Source organism: Olleya sp. ITB9, assembly GCF_001315805.1.
Lineage (GTDB): Bacteria > Bacteroidota > Bacteroidia > Flavobacteriales > Flavobacteriaceae > Olleya > Olleya sediminilitoris.
Genome location: NZ_BCBW01000018.1, coordinates 118,697 through 141,358, shown reverse-complemented (window position 1 = coordinate 141,358; position 22,662 = coordinate 118,697). Strand labels below are relative to the sequence as shown.

At 33.3% G+C, this 22,662-nt stretch carries 12 protein-coding genes; all 12 read left to right on the top strand.

Annotated elements, in window-relative coordinates; translation table 11 throughout:
• Window positions 1-6: 6 nt before the first annotated feature.
• A complete protein-coding gene (locus tag ITB9_RS04695; protein ID WP_054851351.1) occupies window positions 7-6,651 on the top strand; it encodes an RHS repeat-associated core domain-containing protein in 6,645 nt (2,214 codons plus the stop codon).
• A gap of 29 nt (window positions 6,652-6,680) precedes the next feature.
• Window positions 6,681-7,052, top strand: coding sequence for a hypothetical protein (locus tag ITB9_RS04690; RefSeq protein ID WP_054851350.1), 372 nt, complete (start codon window positions 6,681-6,683; stop codon window positions 7,050-7,052).
• Window positions 7,053-7,765: 713 nt separating this feature from the next.
• Window positions 7,766-8,572 carry a hypothetical protein gene (locus tag ITB9_RS04680; protein ID WP_054851348.1) on the top strand — a complete coding sequence of 269 codons (807 nt, stop codon included), beginning with the start codon at window positions 7,766-7,768 and terminating at the stop codon, window positions 8,570-8,572.
• A gap of 18 nt (window positions 8,573-8,590) precedes the next feature.
• Window positions 8,591-12,955, top strand: a complete 4,365-nt coding sequence (locus ITB9_RS15880) for a T9SS type B sorting domain-containing protein (RefSeq protein WP_082396051.1) — start codon at window positions 8,591-8,593, stop codon at window positions 12,953-12,955.
• Between the two features lie 302 nt (window positions 12,956-13,257).
• Complete coding sequence (locus ITB9_RS04670) at window positions 13,258-13,548, top strand: Crp/Fnr family transcriptional regulator (RefSeq protein WP_261975554.1); 291 nt, start codon at window positions 13,258-13,260, stop codon at window positions 13,546-13,548.
• Window positions 13,497-13,850, top strand: coding sequence for a T9SS type A sorting domain-containing protein (locus ITB9_RS15815; protein WP_261975553.1), 354 nt, complete (start codon window positions 13,497-13,499; stop codon window positions 13,848-13,850). Before ITB9_RS04670 ends, ITB9_RS15815 begins: the two co-directional genes overlap by 52 nt.
• A gap of 392 nt (window positions 13,851-14,242) precedes the next feature.
• Window positions 14,243-14,626, top strand: coding sequence for an HU family DNA-binding protein (locus tag ITB9_RS04665; protein ID WP_028606379.1), 384 nt, complete (start codon window positions 14,243-14,245; stop codon window positions 14,624-14,626).
• A gap of 539 nt (window positions 14,627-15,165) precedes the next feature.
• Complete coding sequence (locus ITB9_RS04660; protein ID WP_054851346.1) at window positions 15,166-15,882, top strand: hypothetical protein; 717 nt, start codon at window positions 15,166-15,168, stop codon at window positions 15,880-15,882.
• A 149-nt stretch (window positions 15,883-16,031) separates the two neighbouring features.
• Window positions 16,032-17,717, top strand: a complete 1,686-nt coding sequence (locus tag ITB9_RS04655) for a type I restriction-modification system subunit M (RefSeq protein ID WP_054851345.1) — start codon at window positions 16,032-16,034, stop codon at window positions 17,715-17,717.
• A 167-nt stretch (window positions 17,718-17,884) separates the two neighbouring features.
• On the top strand, window positions 17,885-19,252 hold the full coding sequence (locus tag ITB9_RS04650; RefSeq protein ID WP_054851344.1) for a restriction endonuclease subunit S: 1,368 nt from the start codon (window positions 17,885-17,887) through the stop codon (window positions 19,250-19,252).
• 229 nt (window positions 19,253-19,481) lie between these two features.
• The gene (locus tag ITB9_RS04645; protein WP_054851343.1) at window positions 19,482-19,769 is read left to right on the top strand and encodes a GIY-YIG nuclease family protein; all 288 of its coding nucleotides are present in this window, start codon (window positions 19,482-19,484) and stop codon (window positions 19,767-19,769) included.
• Complete coding sequence (locus tag ITB9_RS04640) at window positions 19,766-22,636, top strand: type I restriction endonuclease subunit R (RefSeq protein WP_054851342.1); 2,871 nt, start codon at window positions 19,766-19,768, stop codon at window positions 22,634-22,636. Before ITB9_RS04645 ends, ITB9_RS04640 begins: the two co-directional genes overlap by 4 nt.
• The last annotated feature ends 26 nt before the right edge of the window (window positions 22,637-22,662 follow it).

Sequence of the window (22,662 nt, the reverse complement as noted above, 5' to 3'; positions counted from 1 at the left end):
CCATAAATGAGAAGAATTATATATATACTATCAATAATCTTTTTTGCTCTTGTAAATAAAATAAATGCACAACAAGATCAAATACTAATTGAAGAAGATACATTTACCTATGAAAAAATCGATGTAACCGATAAAGAAGAAGGGGCTTTATCAATTGAGGGTGGTAAAACAAAACAAAAATCAAATACTGAAGCCTCATTTGAAAGTAGAAGTTCTAATTCAGGTATTGGCGAAACTCCAAGTAATTTATCGGTATCATTAACAGGTGGTGCAAATTATGAAATCCCAATTGCTGTACCCTCTGGAATAGATGGTATTGTACCCGAAATCTTCTTGGGGTATAATAGTCAAGCAGGAAATGGGCTAGCGGGATACGGTTGGAATATAAAGGGCGTTTCTTCAATAACAAGAATACCGTCTTCTAAATTTCATGACAATAATATTGATGGCGTGGATTTTGATAATCTTGATAGATTTGCTTTGGATGGTGAACGTTTGGTTTTAAAGAGTGGAACTTATGGTGCTAATGGCGCCCAATACGAAACGGAAAGGTATTCTAATATAAAAATAACGTCTCATGGCACTTCTCCATATGGAGCCTCTTATGGACCATCATACTTTTTAGTGAAGTACCCCGATGGTTCTACAGCATATTATGGTAACACTTCTAATTCAAGATCCCGTTTAAGTTATTCAATTTCATATTGGCAAAATCCTCAAGGTGTTAGAATAAGTTATGAATATATTGGAGGTGACAGTAAATCGATATATAAAATAAAATATGGTAGCCTTGGTACTAATACTCCAATAAACGAAATTCGATTTGGCTATGGTACAAGAAATAGATTAGAACAATCTTATGTGCAAAATGTCTCTATTGTTAGGTCACGTATTCTCAAAAACGTTGAATCTTACAGCAATGGTGTCAGATATAGAAGATATAATTTATCTCACTACAGTTCAGATAGAACAACTTTAGAATATGAAAGATTATCAAGAGTAACCGAATATAGTGGTGATAACACAGAATCTCATTCATCAATTATTTTTTCATATCCCGATTCTAACTCGTTAATAACTTATAATAACTTGACCACTGACTTAACGGTGCAAAATATTGAACAAAGAAATGCAGAAGTAGTGCCATTGGATATGACTGGTAACGGTAAAATGGATTTTATTGTTTATCCAAAAAGTCCAAAAAATAAATTTTGGATGTTCTCTGATATTCAGGTAGGAGGTTTTAATTCGGCAAATCAAGTTAACACTGGAACTTTTGAAGCAATCTTTCCATCTAGACAGTTAAATCATCAAAATAAGGTATTGTCTGGGCAAGGATTAACCATTGTTCAGAAATCAGGGACTCAAGTAAGATTTAAAGTGTATTCTAAGGCACCGCCTTCAACAGGATTACCTATAGGTTACGATTATACAAAAATTTGGAATGCTCCCACTTATTCTTATACATCCTCTCCGACAAGTTCTACACAACGTAGCATACCAATGGAATATATATCTGGAGATTTTGATGGAGATGGCTTAACAGATGTATTGGCAATTGGTAAACCCTATACTGGTAGAAGCTGTTATTATCATGGCGATTGTGATGATCCAGACCCTTGTCCAGACGATGAAATTATCTCAATTGATGACCCTTGCATGATCGGATTTCAAAAAAAATCAGGACAATTAGAAGAAACTAGAAATGTTGATAAAAAATATAATAAAAACGGAAAAGTTGATGAAAGTTTAGAGATAAGTAAACCTTTTGATTTTGAAACTTATAATAACAGAGATTTAACTCCTATAAATTCTAACTGTCCTTATTCTTGTTATTCTTATACATCCAATTATAAGAGTGCTTATTTAATTAATTTGAGAAGAGATGTTTCATCAGGGTTTTCTAATTCTGCAGGCTATCTTCAATTACATTTAAGCGGGAATTATGTACTACGAACAGGAGACTTCAACGGAGATGGCAAAACAGATTTAGCACACATTATTAACGGCAAGATATACGTTTATACTTTAAATAGTAATAACAACTTAAGTCTACTTTGGCAATTAACCGATTCAGATATTACAACTACTGCTCCACCTATAATGGGGGATTTTAACGGGGATGGTAAAACTGATTTAATGGATCCTGAAGCCAATAATAGTAGTATGTTTAATATGTATCTTTCTACTGGAACTCGATTTGTTAAGGGGGCATATTCACAACCGTTTACATACAGGAAAACTAACTGGAATGGTAATAATGGTGTGCTTTCTGGTTATAATTTAGTACCATTAGATGTTAATGGAGATGGGAAAACGGACATTATTGAGTATAACACAGTCACGTATAATGATTCTCCTCTTCCTTGGATACCTACACCAGAAGGTACGCAAACCATAAAAGTATATAACAACCAAGGAATAAACAACGCAAGTTTAGTAACCCGAATAAAGTTTGATTATGTAGGTACTTCGACTAAAACTGGGAATTTGAAACACTTTCCAATTCCCGTCTTTTTAACATCAAGTGAACCTAATAAAAATTTAGACTTTGCATCTATAAGTAATAAGTGGGTCACAAATTTTTCATTTACACATGACCATAGAGAAGATGTACTCCTCAAATCAATAACAAATAATGGTGTAAAATATGAGATTGATTATAACAGCTTAGACCCGGATCAATATAATAATGAATATTACACTAAAATTTATCAAGCAGAATACAATCAAGTTTACCCAAATATAGACTTAAAGATTGCCCCAAGCACAAAAGTCGTATCTGCTTTTAGGCGTTATGGGTATTTAGATTCTGGTACTGTACTTTCAAAAAGAGTTTTTGCCTATAAAGGCGCTGTATTCAACTCCGAAGGATTAGGGTTTTTAGGGTTTAGTGCAATTGCACAAAGTAATTGGCATACAGGTAATTCAGATAGAATATTTTCAGTTTCTAAATACGACCCTAATTTAAGAGGGGTTATGGCAGAAAGTTATTCAATGAAGAATTACTTCAGTTTTAATACACCAACCTCTAATTACATTAGTAAAACCACAAACCAGTATTCATCATCCTTATCAAGTAGTAAAGTATTTAAACTATGGATGGACTCTAGTTTAAATGAAAACTATTTGGAAGGGACTTATACGAATACAACATACCAATATGATACCTATAATAATCCTGAAACTATTTCAGCCACTTATATGGGAGGTAGTAGAACTCAAAACATAAGCTATTCAAATAGTATAGGCTCTAACTATCACATAGGAAGACCAACTAATACGACTATTAGCACCACTATTGGTAGTGAAACATTTTCTACTGAACAACAGTTTATTTACTCAGGTTATTTATTAATTGAAAGAAAGGTTAAAGGTAATGGAACACCGTTTAACTCTGAGACTTATCAATACGATATCTTTGGTAATATTATCAAAGAAACCACCACTCCTAACGGGGAATCATCTCGTGAAATAGAATTTGAATATGATTCATCGGGTCGTTTTATTACAAAATCTATTGATGTTGAGGATTTGGAGACAACCTATGAATACAATATCAATAACGGAAACTTAACCAAAGAAATAAACCCTTTTAATCAAGAAACTACATATGAATATGACTCTTGGAACAGAATGGTTAAAGTTATTGACTATCTAGGTAAAGAAGCTACAACCAATTTTACAGAATCTAATAATGCTTATACAGTTACAGATGCTGCTGATGACGGTAGCGAAATGATTGTAGAGTACGATCAATTACAAAGGACTTCTGTTATTAAAGAAAAGAATGTTCTTGGGGCTTGGATAAATAAAAAGTTTGAATATGATGCCCTTGATCGTTTAGTAAGAGAAAGTGAGCCATATTCAGGCAGTTCACCATCGCAATGGAATGAAGTCACTTATGATGGTTATGGAAGACCTACGTCTCAAACGTTATATACAGGACGTACTATTAATATTAGTTATAACCATCTAACAACTACAGTAGATGATGGTGTTAAAACAGTTACCAGTGTAAGAAATCAATTTGGAAATATAGCATCTGTTACCGATCCTGGTGGAACCATAAATTACACCTATTATGGAAATGGAAATCTTAAATCATCAAATTACAATGGTGTTGTTATTTCTACTGAACAAGATGGTTGGGGTCGTAAAACAAAATTAATAGATCCTTCAGCAGGTACTTATGAGTATGACTATAATGGATTCGGGCAGACACTTAATGAGACCACACCAAAGGGTGCAACAGATTATGTATATTCACCTACAGGTAGGCTAATAAGTAAAAGTATTTCTGGGGATAATACCCCTAACACTACTATTAATTACACGTATAATCCAACATATAAGTATGTAGACGCTATAACGCAGACCAGTGCTGATGGTAATAATAGTACCTATACATATGCATATGATAATTTTCAAAGATTAACTGATGTTTCAGAGTCTAACCCATATGCACAATTTACAAGACAGTTAACGTATGATGACTTTGGAAGAGTAGAAACAGAAATGTATTACGGTAAGTTATTGTCTAATGGTAAAACTAGTACCAAAAAGGTGAAAAATATATACCAAAATGGGGTGCTAAAAACTATTAAGGATTTCAGCACTAATAATAATATTTGGAACGCAACTGGTATTAATGGCAGAGGACAACTTACGTCTGCTTCCATCGGTAATAATATAACTGACAGTAGGTCTTATGATGCTTATGGGTATTTATCAAACACCAATATTGCTAAAAGCACAGGTGGAACTTCACAGGTTTTAATGCAATTAGCAACAGATTTTAATGCAGAAAGAGGTACATTAAATAGTCGTTCTAATAGCATGTTTTCTTGGTCTGAAACCTTTGAGTATGATAACTTAGATAGACTTATAAGTTTTGATGATAATGATGGGGATAATCATATGACCTATGATGATTTTGGAAGAATAACCTTTAACAATACAGTTGGAGGCTACAATTATTCAGGCACATCGTATCAAGTAAGTAATATAGGCCTTAACAATCAAGGCGACTTATATTACCAACAGAACCGACTAGAGCAGGTTAAATATAATGCTTTTAAAAAGCCTTTAGAACTTAGCGAAGTTGGTAAAGAAAAAATTGGTTTTCAGTACAATGCGTTTATGGGACGATCTCATATGTTTTATGGAGACGAAGAAACGGATATATTAAACCGTAATAATCGTAAGCACTACGCCTATGATGGTAGTATGGAAATCAGTTATGATGAGGATGAAGATAAAACCTTATTTGTAACCTATATAGGTGGAGATGCTTATAATGCGCCAGCTATTTGGAGATCTGAGTCTACATCATCAGGAGATATAGCGGATTATTACTATTTACATCGCGATTATTTAGGAAGCATCTTACTCATTACAGATGGTAATGGTAATGCCAAGGAAAAACGCCATTTTGATGCTTGGGGTAAAACCGTAAAAATAGAAGATGGTAACGGTAATACTTTAGATAAACTAACCTTTTTAGATAGAGGTTATACAGGGCACGAACATTTGCAAGGCGTTAACCTTATACACATGAATGGTCGTTTATACGACCCTAACTTAAAACGGTTTTTATCTCCAGATAATTTTGTACAAGATCCATATAACACACAAAATTATAACCGATATGGTTATGTTTTAAATAACCCTTTAATGTATGTAGATCCTAGTGGCGAAACATATAATAATTCAGGGACGGAAACTGGCGGTTTATCTAGTGGTGAGCAAGTAGGTTTAGGTGCAGCAATAGCATCTATTTTATCAAGTATAAACTGGGAAGGTTTAAGGTTTAATGATATTGATAATTGGACTACTAAAAATATATTTAGACCCATACAAAATGCTGCGGACGCTGTAAGCGACTTTTTTGAAGGCTTATTTGGCGGTGGTAAAAAAGATGCGGCTCCTGTGGAATACGCCAATTACGATGGCTTATCCAGTGATCCTATGGCGGGCAGCTCTATGACTACACCAATAGAGTCGTTTAATGCTAGTGGGGCAAATAGTGGTGGCTTAGGTATTACGGCTGGTGATGTTGCCGATGTAGTAACAGATTTTACACCAATTGTAGGTAGCGCTAAAGATATATACCAAGGCTTTAGAGATGGTAACTGGTGGCAAGCTGCTGCTGGAATTGGTGGCTTGATTCTTGATGTAGGTTCTCTTGGAACAGCATCCTTAGTAAAAGGAGCTATTAAAACTGGAATTAAACAAGGTATAAAGTATGGTTCAAAAATTGCAGCGAAAAATATATCAAAAGTTGCTGGTGCTGAAGGATTGCTTAAAGTTTCGGATGACCTTTACGCTTTGAAACCAATTAAAGGTTATGTAGATGTTCTAGTTCATGGTACGCCAACATCTTTAGCATCATCCATTGGAGATATCACTAACAACCTAGCAAAAAAAGGATTAAGTAAAAAGCCTATTAGATTATGTGCTTGCAATGCAGGAGCTTTAGATAATGGTATAGCAAAACAGTTGGCAAATGCTACAGGTCAAAGGGTCATTGCTCCTACTGGTTTTTTGCATACTTTTAAAACAGGTCAACATAGTATACAATCATTTTCAAGACCTCTATTAAGATGGACAAAATCTACAGGTAGGTGGAGAGGCTTTTTACCTGATTAAATATAACTTTAGATTAACAAAAATAAAATATGACTAAAAAGTATATAATTAAAGATATTTTAAACGTAATATTAAATAATGATGAGAGTATTAATTTAGATTTTTTTGATTGTGGTATAATAAAAAATAAGAATATTATAATAAGGTATTTAAGAAATGGATATGAGGTCTCTAGTGTATCTACAGCAAAAGAGTGTGAGATATGTAATAAACCTGTAGGGAGTACACTATATTTATCAGACGGATATTGGATATGGCCAAAGTGGTTGATTCATTATGTACAAGAACATAATATGAAACTTCCAAATGATTTTTTAATACATATAGAATCTAAAGATTTTGAAATAGATCAACGTTTGGTAAAAAAAATAATTGAAAATGAAAATACTGAAATTGCATAATAAAAAAATGCTAGATAAATGGTTAGAAATTTTCATGACGGCTTTTAAATTAAAAAAGACCATTATTGAAACTAAAAATAGCGAGTTTGAATTTAGAGTTTTTAAGTTCAAAAATACAAGTAATGAATATATGATTATTTGAAATGTAAAAACATTGAATGCTTTTACTGTATCTTGAATGAAGGTGGATGAAAAAATATTAGTTGATGTTATTGATATTGATTCTGAGAATAGTGATGATTTGAGTGAACTAGGCTATTTACCTAAAAAAAATAATATTTGAAGATTCTAAACCATACTAAGAACATTGAAAAAAAGTTATCAAATACTTGAACCAGAGGTATTAGAGAAATTATTTAATTATAAAAAATATTCATTAAATATTACTAATTCATTATTATCATGGTTTTCTTATAAACTATCTAATGAACTTAGTAAAAGAAAAATAAATGTAGAAATTGATGTTGTAAAAGTTAAATATCAATCGTAGTATCCTGCTATAGGAGCTTATTACAAAGATCAAGAGCATAGAAATATCGATGATGATGAGGATATAGAAAACTTAATAGAATCATTAAGTAATGATATTTTAAAGAACGCAACATTTTTTGAATATTTAAATTTCATTAATACTCATAATCAGGAAATTAAATATAATTTAACTAACTATAACAACAGTTAATATTCTTCAGATAAATTAAAAAATACTCAAAATGAGAAAACTAATATTTCTAATACCATTATTATATTTTGCTTGTAGCTCTGATGACGAGACAAGCATAGATAATCCCGATGTTTCTACATTTGATGTTACAGTATCACAGGATATAAATACAGCTGTAGTAGACCAAGTAGTAACATTAACAGCTACTGCTAATGAAACTATAAATGAAATTAGCTACTCCACAGATAATGGCGCTACATTTCCTAGTAGTTTTAGTACACAGTTTGGGAATACAGCCAATTTATATTTTAGCTTTGATACTTTAGGCTCAAAAACTATAGTTTTTAGAGTTAAAAATGTAGCAGGCGATATAGCAGATAATACGGTAACTATTACTGTAGAAAGAGGTAATGCTGTGCAATTTCAAAATGTACAGCTTAATTCGTTCTTTGATATGGGAAATAGTTGGGATAGTGAATATCCAACAAGTAACCCAAATCATTTGGCAGATGTGTTTTTTGCATTTTTAAAACCACCGCTTAATGTATTTGATGGCACAAGAAGTGGTGTGCCAACAAGCTCTTGGTTATGGTATACTTCAGCCGTAAGAGAAAATGAAACTAACCTAAACTGGAATATTACAAATGAGAATTTGTATATTAATCCAGAGCTAGTAACACCTTATATTGCATTTGCAGATGATGATGGTGATGGTACTTTAGCAGGAGATTTAATGCTCGGACCACCTTTTGAAAGTATAATTCTTTTGTCAAATTATACAGATACACAACCAAGTTCTGTCACAATCCAAGAAACAAATATTAACTTAGAATATGTTATTGGTTTAGATTGGTAAATAATTTAATGAGATTTGATGATGAGGAGGTTTTGGTTCTTTTTAATAGTACTTTTAATATCAAATATTGGCTTAACTCAAAACGAAGCCAACATTTGGTATTTTGGAGAAAATGCAGGTTTAGATTTTAATTCTGGTAGCCCTGTCGCATTATTGGATGGGCAATTAAACACGCTTGAAGGATGCTCCACTATTTCTGATGCTAATGGTAATTTACTATTCTACTCAGATGGTATAACAGTCTGGAATACAAATCATTTAGTGATGCCTAATGGTACAGGATTAAATGGAGGTACTTCCAGTACACATTCTGCATTAATTGTACCTAAACCTAATGATTCTAATATTTACTACATCTTCACTGTAGATGCTCAAACTGGTTCTAATGGTTTGCAATATTCGGAAGTTGATATGTCTTTAGATTCTGGATTAGGAGCAATCACTGCAAATAAAAATATTCAGTTAGCTACTCCAGTTACTGAAAAACTAACAGCAATTAAGAGTTCAGTTTCAAATGAGTATTGGGTCGTAAGTCATAGATGGGGTGGTAATCAATTTATTGCTTACAATGTAAGTAGTACGGGTGTTAATAATATTCCTGTGAGTAGTGGCGTAGGGTCTTTTGTAGGGGGAAGCGGTAATGCTTTAGCCTCTGTTGGACAAATTAAAATATCTCCTGATGGTACTAAGTTAGCAGTAGTAAGAAGTGTTAGTTATTCTGAAGCTCAATTATTTGATTTTGAAGCTAGTACAGGTGTGGTTTCTAATCCGATTACTCTTTTTGATTTGCCTGATTTCCAATCTCCGTATGGCGTAGAGTTTTCACCAAACAGTAAAGTATTGTACATTTCGGTTACAGGTGATGGTGTTTATCAGTACAATCTAGAGGCAGGATCACCTACGGATATAATTAATTCTGAATATTTAATTACGTCAAATCCGAATTCATATTCTGCACTGCAATTAGCTACTGATGATAAAATTTATATAGCAAATTCGTTAGCACAACATTTAGATGTTATTAATGAACCAAATAATGTTGGTGTCACGTGTAATTACCAAGCAGATGCAGTATATCTTGGAGGTAGAATTGTTCAAAGAGGGCTGCCACCATTTATCCAATCATTTTTTAATGTGACGTTTCAAGTCAATAATTTATGTTTGGGACAACCGACCTCCTTTACCGCCAACACCCCTACTACTTATGATAGCTTGGAGTGGGATTTTGGAGATGGAAATACTTCAAATCTAGAAAATCCAACACATACTTACACAACTGCTGGCAATTATAATGTAAGTTTAACTGTAACTTCTGGGACAGAAACATCTACTGACAGCCAGTACATTACCATTTATGAGCAGCCAACAGCAACACAACCACAAGACATTTTAATCTGTGATGATAATAATGATGGTTTTTATGATTTTGATTTAACGACACAAGATTTGGATATTTCAAACGGTCAAAGCTTATCTATTTTCGAGGTGACTTACTACGCCTCTATGATGGATTATACAAATAACAACCCCATTACAGATCCAAATAATTATACTAATACAACAGCTTATACTTCACAAACCGTAGTAGCCAGTATAAGAAATAGTAATAATATTGATTGTGAGGATACAACAACGTTCAATATTGAAGTTTTTGAATCGCCAACACCAAGCACTAATATTACAAACCTATCTTTTTGTGATAATACCAGTATAGGAACAGATACAGATGGCATAATAGAATTTGATTTAACACAAAATGAATCTATTATTTTAAACGGGCAATCAGTAACAGATTTTACAGTTAATTACTATACGGATTTTGGATTAGTTAATCAGATTACAAATCCATCAACTTATCAAAACATTAATGAAATAGAGACGATTTATGTGGAAGTGGTCAATAACGATAATTTAACTTGTGTAGCACAAACATCTTTTGGTATTATAGTTTTTGAACACCCTACAGTAACACCTTTTGTAACGCTAAGACAATGCGATGATGATCTGGATGGGTTTTCCGTATTCAATTTAACAGAAGTTAATGCTGAACTATCAGCCAACCACTTAAACGAAACCATAAGCTTTTATGAAAGTGCCACAGAAGCAGAAAGCGAAAACAATGCAATCACAAATATAGCCACCTACACCAACCAAACCGTAAGCACCGATATAATTTGGGCACGAATACAAAACTCAAATAATTGCCACAGAACAGCTCAGGTAAACTTAGTAGTTTCTACCACACAAATACCAAATACCTACACACGAGACTTCTATCAATGTGATGATGAGACAGATATAACTAATGGTATTGCCACATTTGATTTTAGTTCGGTAAATACCGAAATTCAAGCACTATTCCCAGTAGGGCAGCAACTCTTCATTAATTATTATCGTAATCAAGCTGATGCCTTATCTGAAACCAATCCTATTGCAGATATTAGTAATTATCAAAATATTGATTATCCTAACATGCAAGATATTTTTATCCGTGTAGATAGCGCATTGGATAATGACTGTTTGGGCTTAGGACACCATATCACCTTACATGTAGAAACGGTTCCAGTTGCCAATTCTGTAATTATAGCAGAGCAATGTGATGCCGATGGTGATACGCAGTTTGAATTTGATACCACAACAATTCAATCCACTTTACTCAATGGACAAACTAATGTGAATGTGACTTATGTAGACGAATTAGGAAATCCACTACCAAGTCCGTTACCAAATCCATTTACAACAGCAACACAAACTATTACAGCAAGAGTCATAAATAGCACATCACAAGATCCTGATGGGGCTTGTTTTGATGAAACGCAAATTACCTTTACTGTAGATGCCGCAGCAGTTGCCTATACTGTACCTGATTTTATAGCCTGTGATGATGATAACGACGGACAATTTGCTTTCGATACGTCTAATGTAGAGACTACTGTTTTAAATGGACAAACAGGAATGATGGTAACCTATACTGACGAAGATGGAAATTCATTACCAAGTCCATTACCTAATCCATTTACTACCGATTCCCAAACCATAATTGTTAGAGTGGAAAATCAATTGAGTGCTATTTGTTTTGATGAAACGACAATTACTTTTACAGTAAGCGAACAACCAGAAGCCTTTGCAGTAACGGATGATTTTGTTTGTGATGATCCTTCCAATGACGGTGAAGCAATCTTTGTGTTTTCAGATTATGATGTTCAAGTTTTAAACGGGCAATCTAGCATAACTTTTGAAGTAATCTATTTTGATGATCCCAACAATGCGCAGAACAACCAATTTCCGTTAGCCAATAATTATGTTGTTAGTTCTACTTCACAACCAATTTACGCCAGAGTTCAGAATATAAATAATTCTAATTGTTTTGCAATTACCTCGTTTACTTTAGGTGTAAATGTATTACCAATCGCTAATCAACCCGATGATATGTCCGTCTGTGATGATGACACTAACGATGGTGAGGAGCTATTTGATTTAAGCAGTCAGAATACAACTATTTTAAATGGCTTATCAGATACAGATTACACCATTAGTTATCATTTATCACTTAATCATGCTGAAAGTGACAGTGACGCAATTAATTCCAATTTTACCAATACAGATACCCCGCAAACCATATATGCGCGTTTAGAAAATAACATATCACCAGGTTGTTATACGACTACACAATTCGATATTATCGTTAATGAGCAACCTGTATTACTTATGGATGACCTATGGCCAATATGTGAAGGTTCTACGGTAGACATCATTGCCGATGCAGGATACGACCAATATATATGGTCAACAGGAGAAACAAGTCAGTCAATTATTATAGACACAGTAGGGACATATGAAGTAACAGCAACTAACATTTATGGGGATTTAAGTTGTAGTATCAGTAAGACTATAACAGTCACCAATTCAAATATTGCCACAATTACTGATATTGAAACTGTTGATTGGACACAAAATGATAATGCAATTACAGTTTTTGTTGAAGGAAATGGAGATTATGAATATTCACTCGACGGTTTTATATATCAAGATTCTAATAAATTTATAAACCTTACAATTGATGAATATACTATTTATGTAAGAGACAAGAATGGTTGTGGTGTTACAACTGAATCTGTATATCTATTATATTACCCAAGGTTTTTTACACCAAATAACGATGGTTATAACGATATATGGCAAATAGTAAATTCCAGTAGAGAACCTAATAATAAAATCTATATTTTTGATCGTTACGGAAAATTACTAAAACAATTAAGTCCCACTGATATTGGTTGGGATGGAACATATAATGGAAGTGGACTACCTACAAATGATTATTGGTTTATGCTAGAAAGACAAAACGGAAGAACCTATCGCGGACACTTTACTTTAAATCGATAAAATGTAATTCAGTATTAATATGGAATAACTAAATGAATTTGAAGCTAAAATAGTATCAGCAAGTCGAGATTTAAAATGGGCAGTTGATCGAAAGATTTTAAGTAATTTTTTTAGATAAAAGGCTCACTAAATACCAATACAATCTTTGATTTGTTATAGTTTTATTTTGTGCTGATTTGATAAGTTTTGTACCTTAAAATTGTATTTTATTGAATATCAATATTAGTTATTTTCTGTATTGGTAAATAAGTCACATAAAAGTTAAGTATTTGTAACACATAAAATTTACAGCAATTTTTATTATGCATGCTAAGTATAATTTACTAAAACAACATTTTGAAGAAATCGTTTCTTTAACCAATGAGGAGTGGGACTTTATACAATCGCACTTTGAATATAAAAGCTTAAAAAAACACCAATTTTTAATACAAACAGGACAATCTGTAGATTTTGAATATTGGATTATCAATGGGCTAGTAAAAGCCTATTCTATAGATGACAAAGGGAAAGAACATATTCTTCAATTTGCTATGGAAAACTATTGGGTGAGCGACCATTACGCTTTTCAGAATATCAAACCAAGACTATTTTAGTTTTAGAGCAAACTGAGTTTTTTGAAGAAGAACCTTCTAATTTAGGACCAATAATAGAAACGTTTACGCTTTATCCTAATCCATCAAATGGCGTTTTTAATGTAAGTATAGAATTGCGAGAAACATTGCCAGTAAGTTTAAAAATATTTGGATTAGCTAATAATACGATGATAGATCATCGCTCATTTCAAGAGGACACCAGTTATACTACCTCTTATAATTTAAACTTACCTTCAGGTGTTTACTTTTTAATTTTGGAGACTGCATATGCCACTCAGTTAAAAAAAATAATCATAGACTAACTCTCATTAAAAACCAATACATAAAAAAAGTCCTATTTGTAATAGGGCTTTTTTTATACCACAACCCTAAATACCTCATCAAAATCATAAAAAATAAGTGTTGTTTTTAAAAAAAACGGTCTAAAACCAAAAAAACACTGATTATCAGCGGTTTAAATAGGGGGTATTTCGTACACATTTATTTGACGTTAACTTATTGATTTTTAGTATTTTAATATGTAAAACCACTATAAAACACACAAATCTTGTTGAATACTTGTTGACAAGTCCTAATAAACTCCCTTTCTAGTCTAAGGCATTAAATGTAGTTTTGTGATGTCAGTTAGACGTTTGATAGTTAATGTGTTAAGCGTACTAAGGCAAATGTTTTTTTTAATTAATATCATTTAAATATGAGTATTAAGTTTAAGGCGCAAGCCAAACGAAATCCTCAGGACATTACGTTACCTGAGAAGTACTACGCTGCTGCAATTGCAGATGGTGAAGTAGATTTGGATATACTTGCTGAGCAGATTGCTTACGAGTGTACCGTAACCGAGTCCGATTGTCATGCGGTCCTATTATCCTTAGAGCGAAACATTATACACTCGCTTAAACAAGGACGAATAGTCAAACTAGGACGATTAGGTAATTTTCAAGTTGGGTTAAGCTCCTCTGGTGTAGATACCATAGAGGCGGTAAATGCCAGTTTAATTACCAAAGCGCGTATTTTGTTTAGACCAGGTAAACGGTTACGACAATTATTAACAGGTTTAACTTACAAAAAAGCCAGCTAGAATCTCGTTTTTAAGTGACCTATTATAAGGTCTTGAGTGTTGTCTTACCACTCAGGGCCTTTTTTTATGCCCTAATCTTACCCTAAAAAGGTGCGCAACTTACAACTCCAAGGTGCTGAGCTTTGCTATACAAGGTGCTGACCTGACACTTTAAAGGCGCTTAGCTTTTAAAATCTTACTTTTTAAGCACAAAAAAAGCCTAAATACCAGCTAGAATCTCTGTGTTTAGGCTATTATTATAAGGTCTTAAGTGTGTCTTACGCACTATGTGTACCAGTAGTACACCACAAATATAGATGTTTTTACATTGTTATCATAAAAAAATAACCCTTTGTTTAATAAGGACTTACTAAAGTGTTGCAGCACCTTTTGTAATAATTACGAGTATTTACAGTATTATTTTTTTAAAAAGGCTTTATATTTAAACCCTCTCCCTAATTATAATTGATTTTTTCAAACATGTATTTTGTTGTTGGTAGAATACTAACGCAAACCTTACATGTGTTATTAAAACCATCTAACTAATAATAATCAATAACATGAAAAAAGCTATTTTAATCCTATTGGTATCACTTTATTTGATGCCACAAAATAGTAATGCTCAAAATGAAGGTGCTGCTGTAGTTGCAGGAGTACTGGCTATTGGTGCAGGTATTGCAGCTGTAGAGCAAATGAAAGAACAAGCCGAGTTAACCGCAACACAATGGGTATTATCCAACCATCCAGAGCTTAGTAGCTTCTCATTACAAACCTTAGATTTTAATGGTAAAAAATTAAAAGACATGTCTGCGGTATCTGTAATGACGTTTAAAATACAAGAGTTTACCCCTTCAGATAAGCCAGAATTAGATGGAAAAAAACAAGTGCTATTTGGTTTTACTTCTGCAGGATGGATTAGTGAGTATGGTATTAATTTTGAAAAAGTAAACTGGTACTTGGTGGACGATGCAGAGTGGTTAAACATGATGGTCTCTTACGTAAAAGTAGCTTCTAGTAAGACCAATACCTCAGACATTAAAAACATTTTAAAAGACGGTAGAGTTGTAAATAAAGGGGTTAAGGTTAAAAGTAAATTAGTAATTCCTTTTTTTAAACTAACAGGAGACATGTATGTAGTTACAGATTATTCTGAAAGCATGAAACTAGTGTATAACGAGCGCTCATTGGGTATCTTTTTAAAAGACACGCAAGATTTGGTTCAAATAAGTCGTAGTGGTATCATAGATATACATTACTTCTTTTTTTCTGAAGAATAATTCATCATTTTTTTAAAAAATAAACAAATCATTTTTTAAAAAGGTTCTATATTTAAACACGTCCTTTTAATATAAATTTCTGATAAAAACAAAGTGCTTATTATTAGAATTTTATAGGTATACAATAAATTTAAACATATAAGTTTTACATGTCCGAAGACCAAAAACAAGCATTACTAAAACAAACCCTGTGGAATATTGCCAATGACTTACGTGGTAATATGGATGCAGACGATTTTAGAGATTATATACTAGGCTTTATTTTTTACAAATATTTAAGCCGAAAAATGAAACTCTACGCTAACGAAATCTTACAACCAGATGGTTTAACCTTTGATGATATTGAAGGTCATGAGCAAGAAGAATTACTAATAAACAACGTAAGAGATTTTGCTTTAGAAAAACTAGGTTACTTTTTAAAACCAAGCGAACTCTTTAGCGAGCTTGCCAAACGCGGAAACTCTGGAGGTAAAAACAACTTTATTCTAGGTGACTTAGCCAATGTGCTAACCAGCATAGAGCAAAGCACCATGGGAAGCGAAAGCGAAGACGATTTTGGTAACCTGTTTGAAGACCTAGACCTTACCAGTAGTAAACTAGGGAAGACCGAAGACGCTAAAAACGAACTGATAGTAAAAGTACTTACCCATTTAGAAACCATCGATTTTGACCTAGAAAACTCAGATAGCGATATCCTTGGTGATGCTTACGAGTATTTAATTGGTCAATTTGCTAGTGGAGCAGGTAAAAAAGCAGGCGAGTTTTACACACCACAACAAGTTAGTAAAATACTAGCGCAATTAGTAACTACAGGAAAAACCAAACTAAAAAGCGTGTACGATCCAACCTGTGGTTCTGGCTCTTTACTATTACGTGTAGCCAAAGAAGTAAACGATGTAGGCGAGTTTTATGGGCAAGAAAGCAACCCAACCACCTATAACTTGTGCAGAATGAACATGATTATGCACGATGTACACTACAAACGTTTTGATATTTATAACGAAGACACCTTAGTCAACCCAAGCCCTAACCATATAGACAAACGTTTTGAAGCCATCGTTGCCAATCCACCATTTTCGGCAAAATGGACTGCAAGTCCTTTATTTATGTCTGACGATAGGTTTTCGGCATACGGTAAACTAGCACCAAAAAGTAAAGCCGATTTTGCATTTGTGCAACACATGGTGCACCAACTAGCGGATAATGGTACTATGGCTTGCGTATTACCACACGGTGTGTTGTTTCGTGGTGCAGCCGAAGGACACATACGCAAGTTTTTAATAGAAGATAAAAACTATCTAGACGCAGTAATAGGTTTGCCAGCAAACATATTTTATGGCACAAGCATACCAACCTGTATTTTAGTATTGAAGAAAAATAGAACAGAAGACCCACGTCATTCTGAACTTGTTTCAGAATCTCACCCAAAAGACAACCAACGTCATTCTGAACTTGTTTCAGAATCTCATCCTAAACGTCACGAATCCATCCTATTCATAGACGCCAGCCAACATTTTGAGAAAGTAAAAACCCAAAACGTTTTACAAGACAAACATATTGATAAAATAGTAGACACTTACAGAGCGTACTGTCATTCAGAGCGCATTCAAAGTGCAACTATTGATAAGTATTCATACGTTGCCAGTTTAGAAGAAGTAAAAGAGAACGACTACAACCTAAACATACCACGTTATGTAGATACCTTTGAAGAAGAAGAACCTGTAGATTTAGCCACAGTAGCCAAAGACCTAAAAGCCTTAGAACAAGACATAGCAGAAACCGATGCCACTATTGCAGACTTTTGTAAACAGTTAAATATTGAAACACCATTTTAAACGTCATTGCGAGTGCTTGTTGCGAGGAACGAAGCAAACTCGACGCGGCAAACTGAAGCAATCTCATGAAAGGAAACGAAAGCCAAACGAAGCAATCTCATGAAACATAGAAGAAATAATAAACAGATTGCCACGACCAAAGGTCTCGCAATGACAGACAAAAACAAATGACTAACACAACAACACATACAAAAACATCATCGCAACCGTCATTGCCTCGCAACCGTCATTGCGAACGCAGTGAAGCAATCTCATTAAAAGAAGCCAAAAGCCTAACACCCAAACTACGCTTTAAAGAATTTGAAGGTGAATGGGAACAGAAGAAGTTAGGTGAAATAGCGGAAAGAATAGGTGATGGACTTCATGGAACACCCAAATATGTTGAAGAGTCAGATATATTTTTTATCAATGGGAATAATTTAATTAATGGAAGGATTACTTTAACAAGTAAAACAAAAAAAGTTGATAAGAGTACATTTCTTAAAAATGACAAAAAATTAGGATTAAATACTTTATTGATTTCATTAAATGGTACGATAGGAAATATTTCGAGATTTAATAATGAAAAAGTTATGCTTGGTAAAAGTGTTGGTTATTTTAATTTTAAAAATAATTCAAATTTTCATTATCATATTTTAACATCTCCAAAAATTCAACAGTTTTTTATATCTGAATTAACAGGTTCAACTATAAAGAACCTTTCACTAACAACTCTTCGAAAAACTAAAATCAACTTACCCAACCTCCCAGAACAACAAAAAATATCCAATTTTCTAACCGCAGTAGACACCAAACTACAGCAACTCACCACAAAAAAAGAAACACTAGCCTTATACAAAAAAGGCGTGATGCAACAACTGTTTAGCCAACAACTGCGTTTTAAACCAGACGTCACCAATGACACCGTCATTGCGAACGCAGTGAAGCAATCTCAAGAAGCAACCTCATCAAGTGAAACGGAATTTCCGGAATGGGAAGAGAAGCGTTTGGGGGAGGTAGTTACACGTATTGGTGATGGTATTCATAGTACACCTAAATATGATGAAAATGGGAAGTATTTTTTTATAAATGGGAATAATTTAACGAAAGGTAAAATAATAATAAATGAATCAACTAAAAAAGTAAATAAATCAGAATTTGAAAAGCACAAACGTGATTTAGATCAGAATACTATTTTATTATCAATTAATGGTACAATTGGAAATATTGCTTTTTATGATGATGAAGATATTGTATTAGGTAAAAGTGCGTGTTATATAAATTTGAAAAATAGTATTGATTTATACTTTACATACTATTTACTTCAAAGTTCTAGTATTCAGAATTATTTTTATTCAGAATTAACAGGTTCAACAATTAAAAATTTATCGTTAAAGACAATAAGAGAAACGAAACTAAAATTACCTTGTTTCGAAGAACAACAAAAAATAGCCAATTATTTAAGTGCCATAGATATAAAAATAGAAGCCGTACAAACGCAAATCATGCAAACGCAAGCGTTTAAAAAAGGGTTGTTGCAGCAAATGTTTGTTTAAAAATGTCACTACCTCGCGTACGTCATTGCGAGGAGTGAGGTACGAACGACGTGGCAATCTCATGAAAAGAAACGTGAACAACAAACAGATTGCTTCGTCCTACGTCCTCGCAATGACGGAACGATAAACAGATTGCTTCACTGCGTTCGCAATGACGAAAAAGAGGCACAATGGCGTAAAGAGTAGAATTAATAATTAACAGATTGCCGCGCTGCGCTCGCAATGACCTATGAAACCAGGATATGTATACCTATTAACCAATAAAAACAACACAACACTTTATGTTGGTGTAACCGCTAATTTAAAACAGCGTATCCTTCAGCATAAAGAAAAACATGATAAAAAATCGTTTACAGCTAGATACAATTTAGACAAACTAGTATACCATGAAGCACACCAACTAATTGGTGATGCTATTGGCAGAGAAAAACAATTAAAAGCAGGCAGTAGAGCAAAAAAAATAGCATTAATAGAAAGTATAAATCCAGAGTGGGAAGACCTCTTTAATGAATTATGACAAAACAATCTGAAGCACAACTAGAAAACAACCTAATTAAACAATTAGTAGGTTTAGGCTACCAAAATGTAACCATACCAGATGGAGACACTTTGGTATCTAATTTAAAATTGCAATTAGAAGCGTTTAACAACACAACGTTTTCTGCTAAAGAGTTTGAGACTATTTTAAACCATTTGGCAAAAGGCAATGTGTTTGAAAAAGCCAAAACCTTACGCGATCGTTTTAATATTACTAGAGATAATGGCGATAGTTTTTATGTACGCTTTTTTAATAGTGAAGATTGGACAAGTAACCTGTTTCAAGTCACCAACCAAATCACCCAAGAAGGAACTTACAAAAACCGTTACGATGTTACACTTTTAGTAAACGGTTTACCATTGGTGCAAATAGAGTTAAAACGTCGTGGTTTAGAAATTAAGGAGGCGTTTAACCAGATTAATCGTTACCAGCGTCATACGTTTTGGTCTAATCATGGCTTGTTTCAGTACGTACAATTGTTTGTTATTAGTAATGGTGTAAACACAAAATATTTAGCTAATAATAAGTTGCAGTCTGTAAAGCAAACCTTCTTTTGGGCAGATGTAAACAATAAAAATATTACAGATTTAACGCAATTTGCTAGTTCGTTTTTAAACCCAAACCATTTGGGTAAAATGATAGCGCAATACGTGGTGCATAACGAAACGCATAAAATATTAATGGTCTTACGTCCTTATCAGTTTTATGCAACAGAGCAGTTGGTAAATCAAGTCACAACAGGTAACGATAATGGTTACATTTGGCACACCACAGGTTCTGGTAAAACCTTGACCTCGTTTAAAGCAAGCCAGATTATTATGGACTTGCCAAACGTACACAAAGTCGTGTTTGTGGTAGACCGTAAAGATTTAGATTACCAAACCATGTTAGAGTTTAATAGCTTTAAAAAAGATAGCGTAGATGTTACAGATAATACGCAGTCTTTGGTAAAACAATTAACAGACGATTCTAAATTGGTGTTAACTACCATACAAAAACTAAACAATGCCATTTCTAAAGCTAATTACGAGAAAAGCTTAACGCATTTACAAGATAAAAAAGTAGTCTTTATTTTTGATGAGTGTCACAGAAGTCAGTTTGGAGAAACCCACAAAAAAATTACCGAATATTTTAATAGTAGTCAGCTGTTTGGTTTTACAGGTACACCTATTTTTAAAGATAATGCGTCTAAAAACGATTTAGGAAAACGTACTACTAAAGATTTGTTTGGTCAATGCTTACACAAATACGTTATTACAGATGCTATTAAAGATCAAAATGTTTTACGTTTTGGTATTGAATATGTTGGTAAATACAAACAAAAAGGAAATACCTTAATTGATATTGAGGTAGAAGCAATAGATACTGCTGAGGTTTTTGCGGATGAAAAACGCCTTGAGAAAATTGCAGATTATATGATTGCGTATCACAATCAGAAAACCTTTAATAAAGACTATTCGGCTTTGTTTGCAGTGAGTAATATTGAGACGCTAATTAAGTATTACGATATTTTTAAACGTAAAAAAGAAGCAGGCGAACATGATTTACGTATTGCAACAATCTTTACTTACGGAACCAATGAGGAGGATGAAGACGCACAAGATTATATTCCTGGAGATGCATTACCGCTAGCAGCAGAGCCAAGAGCACAATACAAAACAAGTCATACCAGAGAAAAGCTAGACGAATATATTGAGGACTACAACCAAATGTATAACACTAGTTTTTCGACTAAAGATAGTCAGCAGTTTGAAAACTATTTTAAAGACCTAAGTAAGCGTTTAAAAGAACGTGAAAAAACAACCTTTCAAGATAAAGACCGTTTGGATATTGTTATTGTGGTAAATATGATGCTTACAGGTTTTGATGCTAAAAAAGTAAACACGTTATACGTCGATAAAAATTTAAAGTATCATGGTTTAATACAAGCTTATTCCAGAACCAACAGGATTTTAGGCGAGCAGAAATCGCAAGGAAATATATTGTGCTTTAGAAACTTAAAAAAAGCAACAGATGAAGCAATTACCTTGTTTTCAAACAAAGAGGCTATTGAAGACATTATTTTACCACCTTATGAAGCGATTGCAGAAAAATTTGATGACGCGTTAAAAAACTTGTTAGACATTGTGCCAACGTTTCAAGAGGTAGATAATTTACCAAGTGAAACCGAAGAGTTAGCTTTTATACAAGCGTTTAGGCGTTTATTACGTGCAAAAAACATTTTAGAATCTTATACAGATTTTGATTGGGACGATTTGGGTATTGATGAGCAAACTTTTGAAGATTATAAAAGCAAGTATTTAGATTTACACGATAAGGTTAAAAACGAAAGCCAAAAGCACAAAACGTCTATTCTAGATGATATCGATTTTGAGTTAGAGTTAATCCATCGTGATCAAATTAATGTCGCTTACATTTTACAACTCTTAGCCAAATTAAAAGACGCTAAATCTGCAGATGCAAAAGCACAGAAAAAAGCCATTATAGATATGCTGTCTGGTGACGTAGAGTTGCGTAGTAAACGCGAGTTAATAGAAAAATTTATTGAAGAAAACTTACCACATATTAGTGATGTAGATGCTATACAAGATGAATTTGAACGCTTTTGGCATGAAGAAAAGATATTAGCTTTAGCCAAAATATGTGAAGAAGAACATTTAGACCAAAAACAATTTAAAGCCTTAATAGAAAGCTACACAGATTATGGAAGAGAACCTTTAAGAGACGATATTTTTAAATGTCTAGACAACAGACCAAGTATTTTAAAAGCACGTGAAATTGGAGAGCGTATTTTAGATAAAATGAAAGAGTTTGTGCAGGTATTTGTAAGTGGTATGGTAGGGTAAAAAAGGCTAAAATCAACAAGTTAATT